The following is a 22,651-nucleotide window of genomic DNA, read 5'->3' as shown; positions in this document are numbered from 1 at the left end:
CGGTGTACGCCGTCCGTCCCCTCCACGCCGTACAACCGTGATTACGTAAGGCACATGACTGCGATCAGACTCCTCCTCGTCGACGACGACCCGTTGGTCAGGGCCGGGCTGTCCATCATGCTGGGCGGCGCCGACGACATCGAGATCGTCGGTGAGGCGGCCGACGGCTCCGAGGTCGAGGCGCTGGTCGACCGCTCCCGGCCGGACGTGGTCCTCATGGACATCCGGATGCCGTCGGTCGACGGACTCACCGCCACGGAGCGGCTGCGCGGCAGGAAGGACGCGCCGCAGGTCGTGCTGCTGACCACGTTCCACGCCGACGATCAGGTGCTGCGCGCTCTGCGCGCGGGCGCCGCCGGTTTCGTCCTCAAGGACACGCCGCCCGCCGAGATCGTCGACGCGGTGCGCCGGGTCGCGGCCGGCGATCCGGTGCTGTCGCCCACCGTGACACGCCAGTTGATGGCCCACGCGGCCGGCACCGCCGCCGACACCCGCCGGGCACGCGCGCGTGAGCGGCTCACCGGCCTCAACGACCGCGAGCGCGAGGTCGCCGTCGCGGTGGGCCGGGGGCTGTCCAACGCCGAGATCGCCGCGGAGCTCTTCATGAGCGTCGCCACCGTCAAGACCCATGTCTCGCGCGTCCTGGCCAAGCTGGACCTCAACAACCGTGTACAGATCGCCCTGTTGGCGTACGACGCGGGGCTTCTGGAGGAAGTCGAGGACGACGGGCACTAGAGCGGGCCCCCACGCGTTGGCGAAGTGTCGAAGGGGGGAGTGTCATGACGGAAGTGATCGAGCTGGGGGAGTTCGGACCGGGGTTCCGCGACAATCCGCATCCGGTGTACGCCCGTCTGCGCGAGCGGGGTCCCGTCCACCGGGTCCGGCTGCCCGAGTGGCAGTCCGAGGTGTGGCTCGTCGTCGGGCACAAGGAGGCGCGCGCGGCGCTGGCCGACGAGCGACTGTCCAAGGACGGCGCCAAGGTGGGCATGAAGTCGCTCGACGAGGAGATGATCGGGAAGAACCTGCTGGACGCCGATCCGCCTCAGCACACCAGGCTGCGCAGCCTCATCTCGCGAGCCTTCACCATGCGCCGCGTGGAGGAGCTGCGGCCGAGGATCCAGCAGATAACCGACGACCTCCTCGACGCCATGCCGGTGCGGGGCCGCGCCGACCTCGTGGAATCCCTCGCCTACCCGCTGCCGCTCACCGTCATCTGCGAACTGCTCGGCGTGCCCGAGATGGACCGCGTGGCGTTCCGCGAGATGTCGACGGAGGCGGTCGCGCCCACCAGCCCGGGCAAGGAGGTCGAGGCCTTCGGCCGCCTGGGCGAGTACTTCACCGACCTGATCGAGGACAAGAGGTGCGCCGGCCCCAGCGGTGACCTGCTGAGCGACCTGATCCGCACCACGGCCGAGGACGGCGACCGGCTCTCCCCGGACGAACTGCGGGGGATGGCCTTCATCCTGCTGATCGCCGGCCACGAGACGACGGTCAACCTCATCACCAGCGGCGTGCACGCGCTGCTCACCCATCCCGATCAACTGGCCGCCCTGCGCGCCGACATGACCCTCCTCGACGGTGCGGTCGAGGAGATGCTGCGCCACGAGGGCCCGGTGGAGACGGCGACGTTCCGGTATGCCGCGGAGCCGCTGGAGATCGCCGGCAGCCACATCGAGAAGGGCGAGATGGTGATGGTCGGCCTGACCGCGGCCAACCGGGACGCGGGCCGCTATGCCGCCCCCGACACCTTCGACATCCGCCGCGACGCCCGCGGCCACGTCGCCTTCGGCCACGGCATCCACTACTGCCTGGGCGCCCCCCTGGCCCGCCTTGAGGCCCGCACGGCGATCCGGTCGCTGCTGGAGCGAGCCCCCGGCCTGGCACTCGACGGCCCGCCCGGTGAGTGGCTGCCGGGGATGCTGATGCGCGGGATGCGCAGTCTGCCGGTGCGCTGGTAGTGGGACGGCGGGCGAGGGGGCCCCGAGCCTTGGCCCCTCACATGGCCGTCGCCGGGGTCCCGCCCGGAATCTCCCCGAGCGCGACCGGTCTTCGCTCGCGTCTCGACAACTCGCACGCCTCGGCGATCCGCAGCGCCTGCAAGGCCTCCCGCCCGTCGCAGGGGTTGGCCCGCTCCCCGCGCACCACGTCCACGAACGCGTTCAGCTCCGCCTCGTACGCGGGTCCGAACCGCTCCAGGAACCCGGACCACGGCTTGTCCGCGGCGGGCGGCCCGGTCGGCTCGGTCGACGCGATCGGCGTACGGTCGTCCAGCCCGACCACGACCTGGTCCAGCTCCCCGGCCAGTTCCATGCGCACGTCGTACCCGGCGCCGTTCAGTCGCGTCGCCGTCGCCGTGGCGAGCGTGCCGTCGTCGAGCGTGAGCACCACCGCGGCCGTGTCGACGTCGCCGGCCTCACGGAACATCACCGGCCCGGCGTCCGAGCCGGCCGCGTACACGTCGACGATCTCGCGCCCGGTCACCCAGCGCAGTACGTCGAAGTCGTGGATCAGCGTGTCCCGGTACAGCCCGCCGGACAGCGGCAGCCACGTGACCGGCGGCGGCCCCTGGTCGCTGGTCAGGGCCCGCACGGTGTGCAGGCGCCCGAGCCGCCCGGACCGCACCGCCTCACGAGCGCCCGCGTACCCCGCGTCGAAGCGGCGCTGGAAGCCCATGTGCAGAACCGTCCCGGCCGTCTCCACCTCCTCGATCGCGGTCAAGGTGCCCGGCAGATCCAGCGCGATGGGCTTCTCGCAGAAGACCGGAAGCCCAGCCCGTGCTGCCCGACCGATCAGTTCGGCGTGGGCCGAGGTCGCTGTCGTGATCACCACCGCGTCCACGCCCCACCTGAAGATCTCGTCCACGCCCGGCGCCGCTGTCTCGCCGAGCCGGCGCGCCAGATCCAGCGCCCGCGTGCCGTCCGCGTCCGTGAGGATCAGGGAGCCGACGTCGCGGTGACGACTGAGCGTGTTGGCGTGAATGGTGCCGATGCGGCCTGTACCGATGACCCCGATGCGCATGGAAACAAAGTGCGGGTTCGGTGCGTAGGCTGTCAATGCGTATGTCCGGACAATCGAACTACACGACTTCCCGTCAACAACGCGTAGAGCTACGCTCGGCCCGTGCCGAAACCAGAAGTGGACCCGACCGTGGAACTCGAGCTCAGTGTGGACCGGAGCAGTCCGGTGCCTTTGTACTTCCAGCTGTCCCAGCAGCTCGAGGCCGCGATCGAGCACGGAGCGCTCACGCCCGGCAGTCTGCTGGGCAACGAGATCGAACTCGCCGCACGCCTCGGCCTGTCCCGGCCGACCGTCCGCCAGGCCATCCAGTCGCTGGTCGACAAGGGTCTGCTGGTACGCCGCCGAGGCGTCGGCACACAGGTCGTGCACAGCCAGGTCAAGCGCCCGCTGGAGCTCAGCAGCCTCTACGACGACCTGGAGTCGGCCGGCCAGCGCCCGGCGACCAAGGTGATCGTCAACACCGTCGTCCCGGCGTCCGCCGAGGTCGCCGCCGCGCTCGGGGTGGCCGAGGACAGTGACGTGCACCGGATCGAGCGGCTGCGGCTGGCGCACGGCGAGCCGATGGCGTACCTGTGCAACTTCCTGCCGCCCGCTCTGATCGACCTGGACACCGCACAGCTGGAGTCCACCGGCCTGTACCGGCTGATGAGGGCCGCCGGCATCACCCTGCACAGCGCCCGCCAGACCATCGGTGCGCGCGCCGCCACCGGCGCCGAAGCCGAACGGCTCGCCGAGGAGGAGGGTGCCCCGCTGCTCACCATGCAGCGCGTGACGTTCGACGACACGGGCCGAGCGGTCGAGTACGGCACCCACACCTATCGCCCGAGCCGGTACTCCTTCGAGTTCCAGCTGCTCGTCCGGCCGTGAGCTCCGCAGCCGTACGGTCCTGAGCGAGGGGCGGCGGCGGGACCGGCCTGGTCGCAATGTCCGGACAATTTACTGTGACGCGTGCCCCCCTTTGTCGCCCCGTTCGGCACCCAGCGTGAGCGTGCGGCAGAATCGGGCCTGATGAGCACCTACCGCGACTTCACCGCCCCCATCGGCTCCCGGCGAGCCCCCGTGCTGCGCACGGTCGGCCCGCGGGAGCGCCGTTCGCACCTGACCGCACCCCGCGTGCCCACTGTCGGGATCGACATCGGCGGCACCAAGGTGATGGCGGGCGTCGTGGACGCCGACGGGAACATCCTGGAGAAGCTCCGCGCGGAGACCCCGGACAAGTCCAAGAGCCCGAAGGTCGTCGAGGACACCATCGTCGAACTGGTCCTGGACCTGTCCGACCGGCACGACGTGCACGCCGTCGGCATCGGCGCGGCCGGCTGGGTCGACGCCGAGCGCAACCGCGTCCTGTTCGCGCCCCACCTGTCCTGGCGCAACGAGCCCCTCAGAGACCGCCTCGCCGGGCGGCTCGCCGTGCCCGTGCTGGTCGACAACGACGCCAACGCCGCCGCCTGGGCCGAGTGGCGCTTCGGCGCCGGCCGGGGTGAGGACCACCTCGTCATGATCACGCTCGGCACCGGCATCGGCGGCGCGATCCTGGAGGACGGTCAGGTCAAGCGCGGCAAGTACGGCGTCGCCGGCGAGTTCGGCCATATGCAGGTCGTGCCCGGCGGCCACCGCTGCCCGTGCGGCAACCGCGGCTGCTGGGAGCAGTACAGCTCCGGCAACGCGCTGGTCAGGGAGGCGCGCGAGCTGGCCGCCGCCGACTCGCCGGTCGCGTACGGGATCATCGAGCACGTCAAGGGCAACATCGGCGACATCACCGGCCCGATGATCACCGAGCTGGCCCGCGAGGGCGACGCCATGTGCACCGAGCTGCTGCAGGACATCGGCCAGTGGCTCGGCGTCGGCATCGCCAACCTCGCGGCCGCCCTGGACCCCTCCTGCTTCGTGATCGGCGGCGGTGTGTCGGCCGCGGACGACCTGCTGATCGGCCCCGCGCGGGACGCCTTCAAGCGCCACCTCACCGGCCGCGGCTACCGCCCCGAGGCCCGGATCACCCGCGCCCAGCTCGGCCCCGAGGCCGGCATGGTCGGCGCCGCCGACCTGGCCCGCCTGGTCGCCCGCCGCTTCCGGCGCGCCAACCGGCGCCGGGTGGAGCGGTACGAGCGCTACGCGCGGTTCGCCGAGGCCCGCCGAGCATCGCAGGGGTCGGCGTGACCATGTCCGTACCCCGCCAGGCCGACTCCCCCGACGAGCAGCAGCCGCCGGAGGACCGTCGCCACAAGATCCGGCGCAGGGCGCTCACCCTGCTCATCATCGTGCTGCTCATCGGCGTGCCGGCCGGTTACCTCGTGATCTCCGCCAACCAGAGCCGCGACAGCGGCAAGGACAAGGAGGAGAAGTACTCGGCGACCGGCCTCACCGAGGGCTGGCCGTCGAAGGTTCAGCGCCGGCTGTACCAGATCCCGGTCCCGGACCCGTCGGGCAAGGTCGCCTACTACGAGACGAACAACTGGCGGACCAGCCGTCTCTACGTCCAGTTCCAGACGCCCGACTGGAACTTCGACTGGTTCCTGAAGACCATGGGCGTCAGCCGGGCCGAGCTGAAACCGGACGCCATCACCATCAGCGCCCGCGACCAGAAGGTCACCGGCTGGGACTTCAAGCGCCCCGGCCCGTGGTACGGCTTCGTCCACAAGCAGAAGGACCCGGCCCCGACTCAGGACGTCGTCGTGAACATGTCCGACCCGGACAATCCGTTCGTGTACGTCGTCTCGCGCACCATCCCTTGATGATCCCGTCGACGACTCAGTGAAGTCCCGGCCCGGACCGGTTGCCCGGACGGATCGCCAGGACCCGTCGCCAGGGCCGGTCGCCGGGGCCGATTGTCAGACCCCGCCCGTAGAGTCGAAGACGGTTGATCCGACTCATGGACGGGAGGTGACAGGACGTATGAGCGACAGGACCTCGCACGGCGGCGGCACCGCGGTGGCCGAGCGGTCCGGCGCCGCCGTCCCCGTCCGCCTCGCGGCCGTCTTCCTGCCCGCCTCCCTGCCGCGCGAGGGGCGGATCGCCTTCTGGGACCCGGAGGGTGGCCCGCTGCCCGCCGAGGACACCGAGCTCACCGTCGTACGACGCCATGGCGCCGGAGTCCGCCGCCGGACCACCCCGGCCCTGTCCTTGCCGCTCGGCGAGGCGCTGCCACTGCTCGTGCGGGCCCGGCGCGACCCGGCCGCCCACCCCGCCACGGCCTGCTGGGGCGCGGCAGCGCTGCATGCGCTGCGGCTCACCGCGCGCGGCCGGTTGCTGCCCGGCCTGACGCCCACCGGCCACGACGCCTGGCGGGCCGGGCCCCTCGACCCGGACGACATCGCACACCTGCGAGCGGTCGCCGCAGCCCTGCCGTACGAAGGCCATGCGGTCCCGCTGCCCGGCCCGGGGCCGCTGCTGCTGCCCGACCCCGAGGCGCTGATGCGCTCCTTCCTGGACGCCGTCGCGGACACCCTGCCGCGCACTCCCGCCGCGCCGCACGCCTCCGGCAAGCCCTTCGCCGCGCGCCGGGCCCAGCGCCTGCCCGACGCCCACGACTGGGCGGCCGAGGTCGCCGCCGGCATGGACGCGGGCGTGCGGGTCTCGCTGCGGCTGGACCTCTCGGCGTACGACCTCTTCGACGACCGGGACGACGGCGTACGCAGCGCGGGCGCGGCGATCGTCCAGGTGCACAGCCTCGCCGACCCCACGCTGGTCGCCGACGCGGCCGCCCTGTGGTCGGGGGAGGCGGACGCCGCCTTCGGGCCACGCGCGCGTGTGGACGCGGCGCTGGCGGTGCGGCGGGCGGCCCGGGTGTGGGCCCCGCTCGACCGGCTGTCCGAGCAGGACGTGCCCGACGTGCTGGCCCTGTCCGACGACGAGTTGGGCGACCTGCTCGGCGTGGCGGCGACCCGCCTCGCGGCGGCCGGAGTGGCGGTGCACTGGCCCCGGGACCTGGCCCAGGACCTGAGCGCCGCCGCGGTCGTACGGCCCGCGCCGGGCTCGGCGACCGACGGCACCGGCTTCTTCGAGAGCGAGGAACTCCTCCAGTTCCGCTGGCAGTTGGCGATCGGCGGCGATCCGCTCAGCGAGGCCGAGATGGACGCGCTCGCCGAGGCGCACCGCCCGGTCGTCAGGCTGCGGGACAGCTGGGTGCTGGTCGACCCGGCCCTGGTGCGCAAGGCCCGCAAGCGCGAACTGGGCCTGCTCGACCCGGTCGACGCGCTGTCCGTAGCCCTCAGCGGCAGCGCGGAGGTCGACGGCGAGACGGTCGAGGCGGTACCGGTCGGCGCCCTGGCCGCCCTGCGCGACCGGCTGACGTCGGGGGTGCGCCCGGCCGAACCGCCGCCGGGACTCCGGGCGACGCTGCGGGACTACCAACTCCGGGGCCTGGCATGGCTGGACCTCATGACGTCCCTCGGGCTCGGCGGCTGCCTGGCCGACGACATGGGACTCGGCAAGACGATCACGGTCATCGCCCTGCACCTGAAGCGCGCGCGGACGGCCCCGACCCTGGTCGTCTGCCCGGCCTCGCTGCTGGGCAACTGGCAACGGGAGATCACCCGTTTCGCGCCCGGCGTCCCCGTTCGCCGCTTCCACGGCCCGGACCGCACCCTGGAGGACGTGGACGGCGGCTTCGTCCTCACTACGTACGGCACGATGCGCTCGACGGCGCCGACGCTGGCCCAGCACACCTGGGGCATGGTCGTCGCCGACGAGGCGCAGCATGTGAAGAACCCCTACTCGGCCACGGCGAAGGCGCTGCGCACCATCCCGACACCCGCGCGCGTGGCGTTGACCGGCACGCCGGTCGAGAACAACCTCTCCGAGCTCTGGGCCCTGCTCGACTGGACGACCCCCGGCCTGCTCGGTCCCCTGAAGTCCTTCCGCGCCCGGCACGCACGCGCGGTGGAGAACGGCGAGGACGAGGAGGCGGTGGACCGGCTGGCCCGCCTGGTCCGGCCCTTCCTGCTGCGCCGCAAGAAGTCCGACCCCGGGATCGTCCCGGAGCTGCCGCCCAAGACGGAGACGGACCACCCGGTCCCGCTCACCCGTGAACAGGCGGCGCTCTACGAGGCGGTGGTGCGTGAGTCGATGTACGTCATCGAGACGGCGGCGGGCATGGCGCGCAAGGGCCTGGTCCTGAAGCTGCTGACATCCCTGAAGCAGATCTGCGACCACCCGGCCCTCTACCTCAAGGAGGCCGAGGCGGCGGCGTCGGACCGTCTGGCCGCCCGCTCGGGCAAGCTGACCCTGCTGGACGAACTGCTGGACACCGTGCTGGCCGAGGACGGCTCGGCGTTGGTGTTCACGCAGTACGTCGGGATGGCCCGCCTGATCGCCGCCCATCTCGCAGCCCGGGCCGTCCCGGTGGAACTGCTCCACGGCGGCACCCCGGTCCTGGACCGCGAGCGCATGGTGGACCGCTTCCAGAGCGGCGAGACGCCGGTTCTGGTCCTCTCCCTGAAGGCGGCGGGCACCGGCCTGAACCTGACCCGCGCGGGCCACGTCGTCCACTTCGACCGCTGGTGGAACCCGGCCGTCGAGGAACAGGCCACCGACCGCGCCTACCGCATCGGCCAGACCCAGCCCGTCCAGGTCCACCGCCTCATCACCGAGGGCACGGTCGAGGACCGCATCGCCGAGATGCTCGAGTCCAAGCGCGCCCTGGCCGACGCAATCCTCGGCACCGGCGAATCGGCCCTCACGGAACTGACGGCCCGCGAGCTGTCCGACCTCGTGTCCTTGCGGAGGGAGTCATGACGGGGGTGGGGTCGAGGCAGGCGGGGGGTGAGGAGGCGGCCATGAGCGGTGATGAGGGGCGAGCGGGGGGCGCTCCGGGTGTGGAGGAGGAGACGTCGCGGGCGGGGGAGTTGGGCCGGGAGGGGGAGCCTGGCGGGAGGGACGGGCAGGGTCAGCGCGGGGAGCCTTTCCGGAGGGACGAGTCGAGTCGGGAGGGGGAAGCGAGCGGGGACGGTGAGCCGAGCCGGCAGCACGAGCCGGGTCGGTGGGGTGAGCCGGGTGGGCAGGGTGCGCCTGGCTGGCGGGACGAGCTGGGCCAGCACGGCGAGTTGGGCCAGCATGGCGAGCAGGGTCAGCACGGCGAGCAAGGTCAGCAGGGGGCGCTTGGCCGGAGGGACGAGTCCAGTCGGGAGGGGGAAGCGAGCCGGCACAGCGAGCCGAGCCGGCAGCACGAGCCTGGTCGGCAGCACGAGCCTGGTCGGTGGGGTGAGCCGGGTGGGCAGGGTGCGCCTGGTTGGCGGGACGAGCTGGGTCAGCATGGCGAGTTGGGCCAGCACGGCGAGCAAGGTCAGCAGGGGGCGCTTGGCCGGAGGGACGAGTCCAGTCGGGAGGGGGAAGCGAGCCGGCAGCACGAGCCTGGTCGGCAGCACGAGCCTGGTCGGTGGGGTGGGCAGGGTGCGCCTGGCTGGCGGGACGAGCTGGGCCAGCACGGCGAGTTGGGTCAGCATGGCGAGCAGGGTCAGCACGGCGAGCAAGGTCAGCAGGGGGCGCCTGGTCGGCAGGCTGAGCCGAGTCCGGACGGTCATCCGAGTCGGCAGGACGAGCCTGGTCGGGGCGGGCTGAGCCGGCAGGACGAGCCGAGTCGACCGGGTGGGGTGCGTCGCGACGAGGAGCCCGTGCCCCGGCCGGCCGACCTTGCACGCCGGGCGTTGCGGGCTGCGCGGGAACAGCGGGAGAGGGTGTCCGAGGGGAACACGGGCCAGGTTGGGGCCTCTTACGACGGCCCGGACGCGCCGGACACCCACGGGGAAGGTCCCGACGCGTCGGACGGTGACGGGCCCGAGGCGCGACCTGCCGCGCACCTCGCCCCCGACGAGAACGGGGACCGGTCCCGCCCCGCATCGGAACCCGCACCGCGCGTGCTCGGCATCGAGACCGGCCCACGGGGGTCGCGTCCCGCGGACGCCGCCCGGGAAGCGCTGCGCGCCGCGCGCGGGGAGAGGCGGCGGGCCCAGGCGGAGGAAGCCGACCGGGCAGCCCACGGCACGCCGCGACCGCGACGCACCGCGCCCACCGGCGCCGAAGGCCGACGGACCCCGGCCGGCGGCACCGAGAACCGGCGTGCCCTTGAGGTGCGCCGCTGGCTCGCGGGTGCCTTCCAGATGCCGCCCTCGGACTCGCCCGACGAGGACGACTCGGGGGCCGGCGCGATGCCGGATCCGACTGCACAGCGGCGGAACACGCCGGCGAGCCCCACCACCTCGGCCTCGCCCTCAGCCCCGTCAAGCCCCGCGCACCCGGTGGAGGACTCACCCGCACCGCCCTCAGTCCGCTCCGGCGGCGATCCCGCACAGCCTCCGGCCGACCCCGACCCCGACCCCGACCCTGACCCCGCCGCCGGCACCGCGCCCGGACCCGCCACCGCCGCAACCCCCGTTGCCCCCGCCACCCCTCAAGTCCCCCGTTCCATGGCCGCCCCCGGCCGGGACGGCGAACTCCGGCGTACGTTCCCCGCCTTCGCGCCCCGCCCGGCGGACGACGGCCGCTTTGCCGAGACCTGGTGGGGCAACGCCTGGGTGACGGCACTGGAAGAAGGCGCGCTCGACCCCAAGCGGCTGGTCCGCGGACGCGGTTACGCGCAGGAGGGGCACGTCGATGCCATCACCGTGACGCCGGGGCTCGTGCTGGCGTATGTGCGGGGCAGCCGTCCGCGGCCGTACCGCGTGCAGGTGCGGCTGCGGACGCTGGAGGACGCCGACTGGGCACGGTTGCTGGACGCCGTGGCCGAACGGCCGGGGCACATCGCGGCGTTGCTGGACAAGGAGATGCCCCAGTCCCTGGCCGACTGCGGGGTGTCGCTGCTGCCGGGGCCCGGTGACCTCGACCCCCATTGCAGTTGCCCCGACCGCGGCCACCCCTGCAAACACGCCGCCGCCCTCTGCTACCAGACCGCACGCCTGCTGGACGCCGACCCCTTCGTACTGCTCCTGCTGCGCGGCCGGGGCGAACGCGCGCTGCTCGACGCCCTGTCCCGCCGCAACGCCGCCCGCGCGGCACGCGCCGCACAGGAAAAGGAACCGGCTTCACCGGTGGGCGTACGGGCCACCGATGCCCTGGCCCCCGACCGCCGACTCCCCCCGCTTCCCGCCCCGTCGCCCGTGCCTGCGCACCCCGAGCAGCCGCCCGCCTACCCGGCGGCCCCGGGCGGCCCGGACCCCTTCGCGCTGGACCAGCTGGCGACCGACGCGGCAGCCCGGGCGCACGCCCTCCTCAGTACCGGCCGCGACACGGTGGCCGACCTGACGCTGTGGCAGGACGCGGTCCGGCTCGCCGCCGCCCGTCCCGGTTCCGGCCTCACCGCAGGCACTCGTGCCCTGTACTCATCCCTGTCCGCCGCAGCCGACCGCACCCCGGCCGACCTGGCCCGTGCGGTCGCCGCCTGGCGGCAGGGCGGTCTCGAAGGGCTCGCCGTGCTCGAGGAGCCCTGGGATCCGCCGGCCGGCCGTTTCGACCGCGCCCGCCCGCTTCTGCTCGCCGCGGACCTCCCCGCCTTCCGCCCGTGGCGCAACCACCTCACCCACCCCCGCGGCCATGTCCAGCTCCGCCTCGGCCGGGACGGCCTGTGGTACCCGTACGAATCGGAGCCGGGCCACGACGACTGGTGGCCCCGTGGCACCCCCGACCTCGACCCGGTCGGCGCCCTGACAGGTCTCGGTGCCTCGCCGGAAGGCTGACCGACTTGAACCGGTTTCCCGTGAAGGCCGTGTGAGAGTTCCTCGCTGATGTGAGGGAGCCAGGTGTGAGGACCTGGGGCCCAGGGGTCCGGTGCTCGGAAAGGGCGGTTAGCGTGGAGCAGTGAGTGAGACGAAGACCCCAGCCCTCCAGTACCGCTTCGACGGCCCGGAAGACGCCCCGGTCCTCATCCTCGGCCCCTCGCTCGGCACCACCTGGCACATGTGGGACCGGCAGGTCCCCGAGCTGACCCAGCAGTGGCGGGTGTTCCGGTTCGACCTGCCGGGGCACGGTGGCGCGCCCGCGTACCCGGCGGGCTCCGTGGCCGAGCTCACCGACCGGCTGCTCGCCACCCTCGACGGCCTCGGCGTGCAGCGCTTCGGCTATGCGGGCTGCGCGCTCGGCGGCGCACTCGGCATCGAACTCGCCCTGCGCCACCCGGAGCGCGTCGCCTCGCTCGCGCTCATCGCAGCCTCGCCCCGGTTCGGCACGGCGGACGAGTTCCGCCAGCGGGGCGTGATCGTACGCACGAACGGCCTCGACCCCATCGCCCGCACCTCGCCCGACCGCTGGTTCACCTCCGGCTTCGCCGCGGCCCAGCCCGCCATCACCGAGTGGGCCGTGCAGATGGTGCGCACCACCGACCCCGGCTGCTACATCGCCGCCTGCGAGGCGCTCGCCTCCTTCGACGTACGGCCGCAGCTCGGCGGCGTCACGGTGCCCACGCTCGTCCTCGTCGGCTCGGACGACCAGGTCACCGGCCCCGCCGAGGCCCGCACGCTGGTCGCCGGGATACCGGACGCCCGTCTCGCCGTCGTACCCGGCGCCTCCCACCTCGTACCGGTCGAGCAGCCCGCCGCCGTCACCGATCTGCTGGTCCGGCACTTCTCCACCGCCTGGCAGCCCGCGTACGACTCCACGACCGGCCAGATGGCCATCGTCGCCGCCCCCGTCAAGCCGGTCCTGGTCGCCCCGCCCGCCCAGCCCGCGCCCGTCGCCGAGATCGCCCCGGCCGTCGTGGCACCGCAGACGACGGGACGCCCGGACCCGTACGACGCGGGGATCAAGGTCCGGCGCGAGGTGCTCGGGGACGCGCACGTCGACCGGGCGCTGGCGCAGGCGGACGAGTTCTCGGGGGACTTCCAGGAGTTCATCACGCGGTATGCCTGGGGTGAGATCTGGGACAGACCCGGGCTCGACCGGCGCTCCCGCAGCTGTGTCACCCTCACCGCCCTGGTCGCCGGCGGTCACATGGACGAACTCGCCTTCCACACCCGCGCCGCCCTGCGCAACGGCCTCACGCCGAACGAGATCAAGGAAGTGCTGCTGCAGGCGGCCGTCTACTGCGGCGTGCCGGCGGCGAACAGCGCCTTCAAGGTCGCCCAGCAGGTCATAAGGGAGGAGACCACTCCGCAGGAGTGAGGACCCGCAGCGGTCGGATCCGCAGGAGCGGGCATCCGCAACCGGCGCGCGTCAGGATGGAGCCATGAAGCTCACGAAGAAGTCGCACGCCTGCGTCCGGCTCGAGAAGAACGGGCAGACGCTGGTTCTCGACCCCGGCGGATTCAGCGAGGAGGACGCCGCGCTCGGCGCGGATGCGATCCTCGTCACGCACGAGCACCCCGACCACTTCGACGAGGGACGGCTGCGGGCGGCCATGGAGGCCGATCCGGCCGCCGAGATCTGGACGCTCGGCTCCGTCGCGGAGCAGATCGCGGCAGCGTTCCCGGGCCGTGTGCACACCGTCGGCCACGGCGACACCTTCACCGCCGCCGGCTTCGACGTCCAGGTCCACGGCGAACTGCACGCCGTCATCCACCCGGACATCCCGCGCATCACCAACGTCGGCTACCTCGTCGACGGCGGCAAGGTCTTCCATCCCGGCGACGCCCTCACCGTTCCCGACCGCCCGGTGGAGACGCTGATGCTGCCGGTCATGGCCCCCTGGAACAAGATCGCTGAGGTCATCGACTACGTCCGTGAGGTCAAGCCGCAGCGCACCTACGACATCCACGACGCCCTGCTCACCGACCTGGCCCGGCCGATCTACGACCGCCAGATCGGCGGCCTCGGCGGCGCCGAGCACCTGCGCCTGACGCCGGGGGACTCGGCGGAGGTGTGAGCGGTCCCACCCCGGGCGGGACCGGGTTGTCAGTCCCGCCCGGTAGGTTGTCAGGCATGCGCATCGCGACCTGGAACGTGAACTCGATCACCGCCCGCCTGCCGAGGCTCCTGGCCTGGCTGGAGAGCAGCGGCACCGACGTGCTGTGCCTCCAGGAGGCCAAGGTTGCCGAGGACCAGTTCCCGTTCGACCCGCTGCGCGACCTCGGCTACGAGGCGGCGGTCAACGCGACCGGCCGGTGGAACGGCGTGGCGGTGCTCTCCCGCGTCGGCCTCAAGGACGTCGTCAAGGGCCTGCCGGGCGACCCCGGCTTCGACGATGTCGTCGAGCCCCGAGCCATCTCCGCGACCTGCGGCCCGATCCGCGTCTGGTCGGTGTATGTGCCGAACGGCCGTGAGGTGGACCACCCCCACTACGCGTACAAGCTCCAGTGGTTCGAGGCCCTCAAGGCGGCCGTGGCCGGCGACGCGGGCGGCAGCCGCCCGTTCGCGGTGATGGGCGACTACAACGTGGCGCCGACGGACGACGACGTCTACGACGTGGCCGCCTTCGAGGGCCTCACCCATGTCACGCCCGCCGAGCGCGCCGCCCTCGCCTCCCTGCGCGAGTCCGGCCTGTCCGACGTGGTCCCGCGCCCCCTCAAGTACGACCACCCGTACACGTACTGGGACTACCGCCAGCTCTGCTTCCCCAAGAACCGCGGCATGCGCATCGACCTGGTGTACGGCAACGAGCCGTTCGCCAAGGCGGTCACCGACTCGTACGTGGACCGCGAGGAGCGCAAGGGCAAGGGCGCCTCTGACCACGCGCCGGTGGTCGTGGATCTCGACGTGTAGGGCGACGCCCTCCAGCCAGTCCGGCGTTTGAGGACGAGGTCGTTCAGGCCGATACGGGGGTTCGCGGGCAGAGCCCCCGGACGGCCACCGTGACGCCGCACGGCGTCACCGCACCAGCGCCCGCAGATCCACCGACCGAGCCAGCGCAGCGAGCCCCGTGTCCCCGGGATGCAGATAGTCCCCGCTGTCGTACGCGGGCAGCAGCCGGGACGGCCGCGCGGGGTCCCGTGCCACCGCGTCGAAGTCGAGCACGCCGTCGAACGCGGTGCCGGAGCGGATCCACTGGTTCACCGCGACCCGTTCGGCGTCGACGGCGGCCGTGCACCGCGCCTCTCCCTCGCACGGCAGGATCGTCGCCGCCAGCATCCGCAGCCCTCGCGCATGCCCCCGGTCCGCGATCGCGCGCAGCCCGGCGATGACCTGCTCCGCGGTCGTGCCCCAGCGCACATCGTTGATGCCCTCGAACACCACCGCCGTACGCGCCGACGTCTGGGCCAGGACATCCCGGTCGAACCGGTACAGGGCGCTCACCCCGGCCGTGTCCGTGGACACCCCGTCACCGGGATACCGGTCGGAGACCACACGGTTGCCGGAGATCCCCTGGTTGAGCACCCCATAGCGGGGGACCACATTCTGGTTCAACAGCCGTGTGGCCAGCACATTGGGCCACCGCCGGTTGGCGTCCGTCGTGGACTTCTCGCCGTCGGTGATCGAGTCCCCCAGCAGCACCACGGACCCCGGCCCACCGCTCACGTCGACACCGGTCAGCAGCGGCCAGCTGGTCAGGACGGTGGGGTAGGCCGATGCGGAGACGTCCGCCGTGTGGTCGCCCGGTGCGCTCACGTACGACCGCTGCTGCGCGAGCCGGTGCACCGGCGCGGCCGGCACGGTCCCGGGCAGATGGAAGCTCACGAGGAGATTGCTGTCCGCGGGCACCTGGAACCCGAGCGGATCGCTGTACGCCTGTGCCCCGGCCGGGATCTCGACGCCCGCGGCACCCCGGAAGAGCACCCGGACGGGCGTCGCCTTCGCCGCCGCGCCCGCCGCCTGCACCGCCACCGTGGCCCTGCCGATCCGCACGGGCGCCGCCGCGAAGGTGTTGTCGAACCGCAGCCGCACCCGCGGCCCGCCCGCCGAGGTGTGCACCACCAGGCGCAGCGTCCGGTCGCTCCACGGCCCCACGGTCGGATAGCCGCCCGTCGCGGCCGCCCAACTCCCCGTCCAGCCGGTGGCCGGGGCCCGTACCGCCAGCGCGAACACATGCAGCCCGGTCGCCCGCGGCAGCCGTACGGACGCGACCTCGCGCCCCGCCAGGATCGGCACGGTGACGACGTACAGCCGCGCCCGCTCGGCGAGTTGGCCGTTCGGGGTGTTGATGTGCGACAGGGCCACCGCCTTGGTGGCGAGCGGGCCGGTGCGCCAGTCGGGGGCGGTCAGGCTGTAGGTCGAGCGGGCGCCGCCGGTGTACGACACCGCCCCCGCGCCGCCTACGTCGAAACCGTCCGTGCCCGCCACGAGGAACGCGAGGGCGTCACCCCGCCCCTGCACCTTCACGTCCTGTCCCGCGGCCAGGACGTTGTCGGCCTTGCCCGGCTGCCGCTTCGGCCAGGTCAGCCGGGCTCCCTGCACGGTCAGCGCCCGGCCGGGCGTCCAGCCGGCTGCCGCCAGGGCCTGCGCGGACAGCGAGCCGCCCGCCCCGTCGAAGTCCGCCTCCGCGGGCCGGGCGTCGTCGCTGACGGCCGTGTTGTCGAAGAGCCGCTCCAGCGGGAGCGGCCCGGCTCTGCGTTCGGCGGCCGCCTGTGCGGAGACCCCCGGCACCAGGACCGCGAAGACAGCGAGGACGACCGCGGAACTCCATACACGTCGGCGCAACTCCGACTCCTCCCGTTCACGACCGCTCAGGACTGCGTATGACTGCGCATGACAACTTCAAGCGAGACGTTCAGGCGCGACACTCGGACGACAGGTTCGCCTGAGACGTTCGGACGAGACGCAAGACGCATCGAGAAGTTAGAGAGGCGCCCGTGACCCGTCAACGCGCCATGCCCGAACTCGGCGTGAACTCGACCGGAATCGGCGGCCAGCGCGCCTGTGGTGCGTTCGGCAGGACGAATGACACGCTGGGCGTATGAAGATCCCTTTTCTGGGCCACCGGCGCGAGAAGCGCGGGGCCCCCGATCCCGAGGGCATCGCCGAACTCCTTGCCGAATGTGAACTCCTGCGCTCCCACGCGTCCCGGGCGGGCGTCGAACTCGACGACACCACTGCCTCGTTGGAGGCGGTCGACCAGTTGGTACCGCGCTGGCGGGAGGACGAGGAGATCCTGCCCTGGCTGGGCAACGACGCCGGTCTGTATCTCGGCACCGTCATCGTGCGCACCGTGCCCGGAGCCGCGTGGAAGATCCGGCCGGACGGTCAGCCGGTCGTACGTCTCGCGTCCGGCCGTGAGTTCGACGTCGTAGCCTCGGGGCGGGAGTGGGCCGCGAGCGGGGTGCCCGAGCTGTCGCAGCTGTATGCGGAAGTCGCGGAAGCGTAAGGCTCTGGCCTGCAGTTCGACATAAGTTCGGTGTAAATACGGCTTATGCCCGAAAAGTGCGTGTCGTGTATTAAGTACACTCTTGCCCGGATAGTTTGCGGAAACCGCTACACAGCTGAGAGTGACTGGGGCTGGGCATGGCTGGCGATCCACTGATCGAGCTGCGTGACGTCAACAAGTACTTCGGGGACCTGCATGTCCTGCAGGACATCAGCCTCACCGTCGGCAAGGGGGAGGTGGTCGTGGTCATCGGCCCCTCGGGATCGGGGAAGTCGACGCTGTGCCGGGCCATCAACCGACTGGAGACGGTCCAGTCGGGCACGATCAAGCTCGACGGACAGCCGCTGCCCGCCGAGGGGAAGGGTCTCGCCCGGCTGCGCGCCGAAGTCGGCATGGTCTTCCAGTCCTTCAACCTCTTCGCCCACAAGACGGTCCTGCAGAACGTCTCGCTGGGCCAGGTCAAGGTCCGCGGCCGCAAGAGGGACGAGGCCGACAAGCGCGCCCACGAACTCCTGGAGCGCGTCGGCGTGGCCGACCAGGCGGACAAGTACCCCGCGCAGCTCTCCGGCGGCCAGCAGCAGCGCGTGGCCATCGCCCGAGCCCTCGCGATGGAGCCCAAGGCGATGCTGTTCGACGAGCCGACCTCCGCACTCGACCCCGAAATGATCAACGAGGTCCTCGAGGTCATGCGCCAACTCGCCCAGGACGGCATGACGATGATCGTCGTCACCCATGAGATGGGCTTCGCCCGCTCGGCCGCCAACCGCGTCGTGTTCATGGCCGACGGCCGCATCGTCGAGGACCGCAGCCCCGAGGAGTTCTTCACCCACCCCAGCAGCGAGCGCGCCCGGGACTTCCTCTCGAAGATCCTCCATCACTGAGCGGGGAGTACGACCCATGCCGAGAAGAACGGCGTTTGTGGACACCGCAATCCCCTCCGCGTCCGACCTCGACTACGATGTTCCGTCCGTCCCCAAAGCCGTGGTGGTGACCTCGGCCGCGACCAGGGACGCTGCTGCCGGGTGGGGATCCCCCCACGGCCCCTAGCAACAGGGGCAGCAGGGGGCAGCAGTTACAGAGCCATACCCGCCCGGCGCCGGCCGGAGATCACTGCTCGCGCAGTGGAATCGACACGTACGACGGGTCGTTCGCCGGCGAGGAGAAGGTCAGCCGCGCGCCGGACGGGTTGTGCTCGATGTAGAGCGGGTCGACCGTGTCGACGACCAGGGCCAGCCGGTGCCCTGCCGGGACGTCGTAGGCCGTGGAGTACAGCTCCAGGTCGACGCCGAACGGCTTCCCGGGAGTACGTCCGTGGAAGGTGTACGGCGCGTTGCTGACCAGCTTGCCGAGGCCGAGCGGGCCCACGTCGTACAGGTAGGCGACGAGGGTGCCGCTCTCCTTGGTCGGAGTGACGGTGGTGTGCAACTTCGCCGTGCCGCGCACGTGCTGGGCCGTGGCGTACTTCTCGGACTGCCACACGCCCGCCCAGAGCCGGGGGAGCAGCGGGATCGAGGCCATCGGGGGCAGCTGGGCCACCTGGTCGAGGATGCTGGACAGGAAGACGACTCCGCCGTCCGCACCCGAGTTGACGTTCGTGCGGATCGTGGTGCTGCCGCCGAGGGCGATCTTCTTGTTCGTCGCGCCGACCGACTTCCAGTCCGGGTAGCCCTCGTAGTCCCCCGCGGAACGGGACTTGAGCTGGACCGGCAGCTCGCGGTTGATGCCGTTGTCCTCGCCCTTGAGGTAGTGGTCGAACCAGCGCTCGGTGTCCGTCCATACGTCGTTGGGCAGTCCGAACAGGCCGGTCAGCTCGGGGGTGGCGTGGTCGCCCGGGCGGAACTCCAGGCGCTTGGGGCCGGTCAGCTTCTCGTAGAAGTCCGCGTACTGGTTGGGCGGGAAGACCGTGTCGCCCCAGGCGTTGGCCATCATCACCGCTGCGCCGCTCTTGTTGAGTTGATCCACGTATGTTGCGGCCGAACGTTTCTTCCCCCAGTTGATGATGTCCTGTTCCCTGGACAGGTCGGAGGCGTAGAAGTCGTCGAAGATCTGGCGGAGTTCGGCGCTCTGACGGCCGGTGACCAGGCTCGCGCCGTCCAGCAGTCCGGCGGCCTGGAGGTGCTGGGTGCGGCCGGCGTAGATCGAGCCGATGAGGTCGGCCCAGCCGCTGAGGGCGGCGACCGCCCTGACCCGCTTGTCGTGCGCGGCGGCAAGGAGGCTGATGCCGGCGCCGTACGAGACGCCCGCCATGCCGATGTGCTGTGCGTCGGAGGGGGTGTTGGCGAGCGCCCAGTCGATCACCTTGGACGCGTCGGCTATGTCGGGCGGGCCCGCCACTTCTATCTCGCCGCCCGACTGCCAGAAGCCGCGCACGTTGTAACTGACCACGATGTAGCCCGAGTTCGCGAGCTTCTGGGCCTGTGCGAAGTACTCGACCTGGGGCAGGCCCCAGCTCGTGGGCATGACGAGCAGCGGGTAGCGGCGCGAGCCGTCGGCGCCGTCCGGCGTGACGACGTTCGCCTTGAGGGTGGTGCCGCCGTCGCCGGTGATGTCGACGAAGCGGACGCCGTTCGGGGCGGCTTGGGCGGCGGGGGCGAGCCCGAGGGCGCTACCGGCGACCAGGGTCGCGGAGACGACGCCCACGGCGGTCGTGCGCAGGGCCTTGCTTTGGTGTCCCACGGGTCACTCCTCACTCGTGTCAGTGCAAAGTGACCCGACGGTAACCGCGGCCCCTTACCGCAAGTAACCCGTCGGTAAGTTACGTGCCAGTAACGATTACTGGAATGTGTTGGACCTCAGGAGGAGCGATGGCTATTTCGCGCGGGCGCGGGTGTCGGCAACGGTGCCTGCGCCGCCCGTGTGACGTCCGCGACCAGCTCCACGACATCCGGGCCGTACGCCTGCGAGTTGACCACCTTCAGCAGCAGGACGAAGGAGCCGGTGCCGTGTTTGCGGGTCAGCCGCTCGTGGTTGCGGGCGAGGTAGCGGGTGGCGGCCTGGTTGGTGATCGCGGTCTGCCCGCAGAACAGGAAGACGGGACGGGGGCCCTGGCTCTCGCCGACGGTGAGCCGGGCGAGGAGCGCGTACTCCTCCTTGCCGACCTCCACCCGGTAGCGCTCGGAGCCGATCTGGACGGCGCCCCGGTCCGGGCCGGGTTCGGCGTCGACGTTCACCCGCACCCCGGGCAGCAGGGAGGCCAGGTGTGCCGTCATGCGGCGGTTCGACGCCGGGCCGCCGACGCAGAACTCGGTGCGCTCCCCGAAGCCCTGGCGTGCCGCGTCGTGCGGGATGATCTGGGCGTGGGCGTTGCAGTCCTTGATCAGCGCCGCGAGTTCGAGCAGCGCGAACACGTCGTATCGCATCACCGTGAGCTCGGGTCCGCCGGCGCCGCGGTTCACCACCAGCAGGGACTCGGCATTGTCGGGCAGCCCGAAAAATGCCTGCTTGCGGCGTAGTTTCCGCTTCCACAGGTACGTACGGGCAAGCCAGCCGAGGGCGGCACTGATGGCCGCCGCGACCACGCCCAGGACGATGTTGCGCACGTCGTCATTCATGGGCGCGCATGGTAGCGGGCCAACGCAAACCGTTGTTCGACACACGGGGTCACGCGCTCCTGACGGGGGCATGGCGATCGATTAGGCTGCGCCAACAGCCCTTGCCTGGAGGTGCGGATGCGTCGCCCTGTCGCGCGGAAACTGTCGGCTCTGGCGGTCTCGGCCGCCGTGGTGTCAGTGGGTGCCGCAGCGCCCCCTGCCGCGCACAGCAGCCCCGAGAAGGTCCCCGTGGCGGTCGGCTACGGCGGCGCCGTGTCGAGCGTCGACGCGGACGCCTCCGCGGCCGGCATCGAGGTGCTGCGCAAGGGCGGCAACGCCGTCGACGCCGCCGTGGCCACCGCCGCCGCGCTCGGCGTCACCGAGCCCTACTCCGCCGGCGTCGGCGGGGGCGGCTACTTCGTCTACTACGACGCCAAGTCCCGTACGGTGCGGACCATCGACGGCCGCGAGACCGCGCCACTGAGCGCGGACTCCGACCTGTTCGTGGAGAACGGCAAGGCGATCCCCTTCGCCGAGGCCGTCACCAGCGGCCTGAGCGTCGGGACCCCGGGCACGCCCGCCACCTGGCAGAAGGCGCTCGACAAGTGGGGCAGCAAACGGCTCGGCACCGTGCTGAAACCCGCCGAGCGGCTGGCCCGGGACGGCTTCACCGTCGACGACACCTTCCGCTCGCAGACCGCCGCGAACGAGACCCGGTTCCGATACTTCCCAGACACCGCCGAGCTGTTCCTGCCGAACGGCGCCCTCCCGGTCGTCGGCTCCACCTTCAAGAACCCCGATCTCGCCCGCACCTACGCGGAGTTGGCGAAGCGGGGCGTCGGCGCGCTCTACCGGGGCGACATCGCCGAGGACATCGTCGACACGGTCAACCACCCGCCCGTGGACCCGGGCTCCGGCTGGAAGGCCCGCCCCGGCGACCTCACCGCCAAGGACCTGGCCGCCTACCGCACCAAGTCGCAGGCGCCCACCAGGACCTCGTACCGCGGACTCGGCGTGTACTCCATGGCGCCCTCCTCCTCCGGCGGCACGACCGTCGGCGAGGCGCTGAACATCCTGGAGAACACGGACCTGTCGAAGGCGGACGAGGTCCAGTACCTGCACCGCTACATCGAGGCCAGCCGCATCGCCTTCGCCGATCGCGGGCGCTGGGTCGGCGACCCCGCCTTCGAGGACGTACCGACGAAGGACCTGCTGTCGCAGCGGTACGCCGACTCGCGGGAGTGCCTGATCAAGGACGACGCGGTGCTGACCAGCCCGGTCGCGCCGGGCGACCCGCGCAACCCGGCGGCCTGCGGCGCCGGCGGCACGGCCGCCCCGACCACGTACGAGGGCGACAGCACCACCCATCTCACGGTGGCCGACAAGTGGGGCAACGTCGTCTCCTACACGCTCACCATCGAGCAGACCGGCGGCAGCGGCATCACCGTCCCGGGCCGTGGCTTCATCCTCAACAACGAGCTGACGGACTTCTCCTTCACGCCCGCCAACCCGGCCGTGCACGACCCGAACCTGCCGGGTCCGGGCAAGCGCCCGCGCTCGTCGATGTCCCCGACCATCGTCCTCGACCGGCATGACAAGCCCGTCGTGGCGCTCGGTTCGCCCGGTGGCGCGACCATCATCACGACCGTGCTGCAGACCCTGACCGGCTTCCTCGACCGCGGACTGCCGCTGGTCGACGCGATCGCCGCGCCGCGCGCCAGCCAGCGCAACGCGGCCCAGACCGAGCTGGAACCCGGGCTCGACAGCGAGTCGAAGGCCCGGCTGGAGGCCATCGGCCACTCCTTCAAGCCCAACCCCGAGATCGGCGCCGCCACCGCTGTGCAGCGGCTGCCGGACGGGAAGTGGCTGGCCGCCGCCGAGACGGTACGGCGGGGAGGTGGCTCGGCGATGGTGGTGCGGCCGGCGTCGTAGCGCCCGCGTGGGG

17 protein-coding genes are annotated in these 22,651 nt (G+C 72.0%); 13 read left to right on the top strand and 4 right to left on the bottom strand.

Annotated features, from left to right (window positions below):
• Positions 1 to 54 precede the first annotated feature (54 nt).
• Entirely contained in the window at positions 55 to 735 is a 681-nt protein-coding gene (locus tag OG331_RS12860) for a response regulator (protein WP_406195280.1), read from the top strand.
• A gap of 44 nt (positions 736 to 779) precedes the next feature.
• Positions 780 to 1,958, top strand: a complete 1,179-nt coding sequence (locus tag OG331_RS12855; RefSeq protein WP_406195278.1) for a cytochrome P450 — start codon at positions 780 to 782, stop codon at positions 1,956 to 1,958.
• 37 nt (positions 1,959 to 1,995) lie between these two features.
• Here the strand turns inward: OG331_RS12855 and OG331_RS12850 are convergent, their stop codons facing one another.
• Positions 1,996 to 3,018 carry a Gfo/Idh/MocA family oxidoreductase gene (locus OG331_RS12850; protein ID WP_406195276.1) on the bottom strand — a complete coding sequence of 341 codons (1,023 nt, stop codon included), beginning with the start codon at positions 3,016 to 3,018 and terminating at the stop codon, positions 1,996 to 1,998.
• Between the two features lie 129 nt (positions 3,019 to 3,147).
• On the opposite strand from OG331_RS12850, the gene OG331_RS12845 reads away from it, so the two are divergent.
• The 8 genes from OG331_RS12845 (at position 3,148) to OG331_RS12810 (ending at position 14,640) form a co-directional block, all read left to right on the top strand.
• On the top strand, positions 3,148 to 3,885 hold the full coding sequence (locus OG331_RS12845; protein ID WP_362381993.1) for a GntR family transcriptional regulator: 738 nt from the start codon (positions 3,148 to 3,150) through the stop codon (positions 3,883 to 3,885).
• 141 nt (positions 3,886 to 4,026) lie between these two features.
• Positions 4,027 to 5,175: an ROK family glucokinase gene (locus OG331_RS12840; protein ID WP_406195274.1), complete on the top strand. Its 1,149-nt coding sequence runs from the start codon at positions 4,027 to 4,029 to the stop codon at positions 5,173 to 5,175.
• The gene (locus OG331_RS12835) at positions 5,172 to 5,750 is read left to right on the top strand and encodes a sugar kinase (protein WP_406195272.1); all 579 of its coding nucleotides are present in this window, start codon (positions 5,172 to 5,174) and stop codon (positions 5,748 to 5,750) included. Before OG331_RS12840 ends, OG331_RS12835 begins: the two co-directional genes overlap by 4 nt.
• 160 nt (positions 5,751 to 5,910) lie before the next feature.
• Positions 5,911 to 8,751 (top strand): SNF2-related protein, encoded by a 2,841-nt coding sequence (locus OG331_RS12830; protein WP_406195269.1) that lies wholly within the window; start codon positions 5,911 to 5,913, stop codon positions 8,749 to 8,751.
• A gap of 938 nt (positions 8,752 to 9,689) precedes the next feature.
• Complete coding sequence (locus OG331_RS12825) at positions 9,690 to 11,684, top strand: SWIM zinc finger family protein (RefSeq protein ID WP_406195267.1); 1,995 nt, start codon at positions 9,690 to 9,692, stop codon at positions 11,682 to 11,684.
• A 121-nt stretch (positions 11,685 to 11,805) separates the two neighbouring features.
• Entirely contained in the window at positions 11,806 to 13,104 is a 1,299-nt protein-coding gene (gene pcaC / locus OG331_RS12820; protein WP_406195265.1) for a 4-carboxymuconolactone decarboxylase, read from the top strand.
• A gap of 64 nt (positions 13,105 to 13,168) precedes the next feature.
• Positions 13,169 to 13,804, top strand: a complete 636-nt coding sequence (locus OG331_RS12815; protein ID WP_406195263.1) for an MBL fold metallo-hydrolase — start codon at positions 13,169 to 13,171, stop codon at positions 13,802 to 13,804.
• A 56-nt stretch (positions 13,805 to 13,860) separates the two neighbouring features.
• On the top strand, positions 13,861 to 14,640 hold the full coding sequence (locus OG331_RS12810; RefSeq protein WP_328421546.1) for an exodeoxyribonuclease III: 780 nt from the start codon (positions 13,861 to 13,863) through the stop codon (positions 14,638 to 14,640).
• Between the two features lie 105 nt (positions 14,641 to 14,745).
• On the opposite strand, the gene OG331_RS12805 is transcribed toward OG331_RS12810, so the two are convergent.
• Positions 14,746 to 16,512, bottom strand: coding sequence for an SGNH/GDSL hydrolase family protein (locus OG331_RS12805; RefSeq protein WP_406195260.1), 1,767 nt, complete (start codon positions 16,510 to 16,512; stop codon positions 14,746 to 14,748).
• Between the two features lie 256 nt (positions 16,513 to 16,768).
• On the opposite strand from OG331_RS12805, the gene OG331_RS12800 reads away from it, so the two are divergent.
• Entirely contained in the window at positions 16,769 to 17,176 is a 408-nt protein-coding gene (locus OG331_RS12800) for a DUF6278 family protein (RefSeq protein WP_406195257.1), read from the top strand.
• A 137-nt stretch (positions 17,177 to 17,313) separates the two neighbouring features.
• Complete coding sequence (locus tag OG331_RS12795) at positions 17,314 to 18,057, top strand: amino acid ABC transporter ATP-binding protein (protein WP_406195255.1); 744 nt, start codon at positions 17,314 to 17,316, stop codon at positions 18,055 to 18,057.
• 226 nt (positions 18,058 to 18,283) lie between these two features.
• Here the strand turns inward: OG331_RS12795 and OG331_RS12790 are convergent, their stop codons facing one another.
• Positions 18,284 to 19,852, bottom strand: a complete 1,569-nt coding sequence (locus tag OG331_RS12790; protein WP_406195252.1) for a CocE/NonD family hydrolase — start codon at positions 19,850 to 19,852, stop codon at positions 18,284 to 18,286.
• A gap of 116 nt (positions 19,853 to 19,968) precedes the next feature.
• The gene (locus OG331_RS12785; protein WP_406195250.1) at positions 19,969 to 20,727 is read right to left on the bottom strand and encodes a hypothetical protein; all 759 of its coding nucleotides are present in this window, start codon (positions 20,725 to 20,727) and stop codon (positions 19,969 to 19,971) included.
• Between the two features lie 117 nt (positions 20,728 to 20,844).
• Here OG331_RS12785 and ggt point away from each other — a divergent pair, with 117 nt between their 5' ends.
• Entirely contained in the window at positions 20,845 to 22,638 is a 1,794-nt protein-coding gene (gene ggt / locus OG331_RS12780; RefSeq protein ID WP_406195248.1) for a gamma-glutamyltransferase, read from the top strand.
• Positions 22,639 to 22,651 lie beyond the last annotated feature (13 nt).

It is taken from the genome of Streptomyces sp. NBC_01017 (genome assembly GCF_045162795.1).
Taxonomy (GTDB): Bacteria; Actinomycetota; Actinomycetes; order Streptomycetales; family Streptomycetaceae; genus Streptomyces; species Streptomyces machairae.
The sequence above is the reverse complement of the archived record's forward strand: the minus strand, read 5'-3'. Positions and strand labels throughout refer to the sequence as shown.

Excerpts from the sequence above, each read along its gene's own strand:
- OG331_RS12860 (WP_406195280.1), top strand. The coding sequence starts at position 55 with ATGACTGCGATCAGACTCCTCCTCGTCGACGACGACCCGTTGGTCAGG.
- OG331_RS12855 (WP_406195278.1), top strand. The coding sequence starts at position 780 with ATGACGGAAGTGATCGAGCTGGGGGAGTTCGGACCGGGGTTCCGCGAC.
- OG331_RS12850 (WP_406195276.1), bottom strand. The coding sequence starts at position 3,018 with ATGCGCATCGGGGTCATCGGTACAGGCCGCATCGGCACCATTCACGCC.
- OG331_RS12840 (WP_406195274.1), top strand. The coding sequence starts at position 4,027 with ATGAGCACCTACCGCGACTTCACCGCCCCCATCGGCTCCCGGCGAGCC.
- OG331_RS12830 (WP_406195269.1), top strand. The coding sequence starts at position 5,911 with ATGAGCGACAGGACCTCGCACGGCGGCGGCACCGCGGTGGCCGAGCGG.
- OG331_RS12815 (WP_406195263.1), top strand. The coding sequence starts at position 13,169 with ATGAAGCTCACGAAGAAGTCGCACGCCTGCGTCCGGCTCGAGAAGAAC.
- OG331_RS12810 (WP_328421546.1), top strand. The coding sequence starts at position 13,861 with ATGCGCATCGCGACCTGGAACGTGAACTCGATCACCGCCCGCCTGCCG.
- OG331_RS12800 (WP_406195257.1), top strand. The coding sequence starts at position 16,769 with ATGAAGATCCCTTTTCTGGGCCACCGGCGCGAGAAGCGCGGGGCCCCC.
- OG331_RS12795 (WP_406195255.1), top strand. The coding sequence starts at position 17,314 with ATGGCTGGCGATCCACTGATCGAGCTGCGTGACGTCAACAAGTACTTC.
- OG331_RS12785 (WP_406195250.1), bottom strand. The coding sequence starts at position 20,727 with ATGAATGACGACGTGCGCAACATCGTCCTGGGCGTGGTCGCGGCGGCC.
- ggt (WP_406195248.1), top strand. The coding sequence starts at position 20,845 with ATGCGTCGCCCTGTCGCGCGGAAACTGTCGGCTCTGGCGGTCTCGGCC.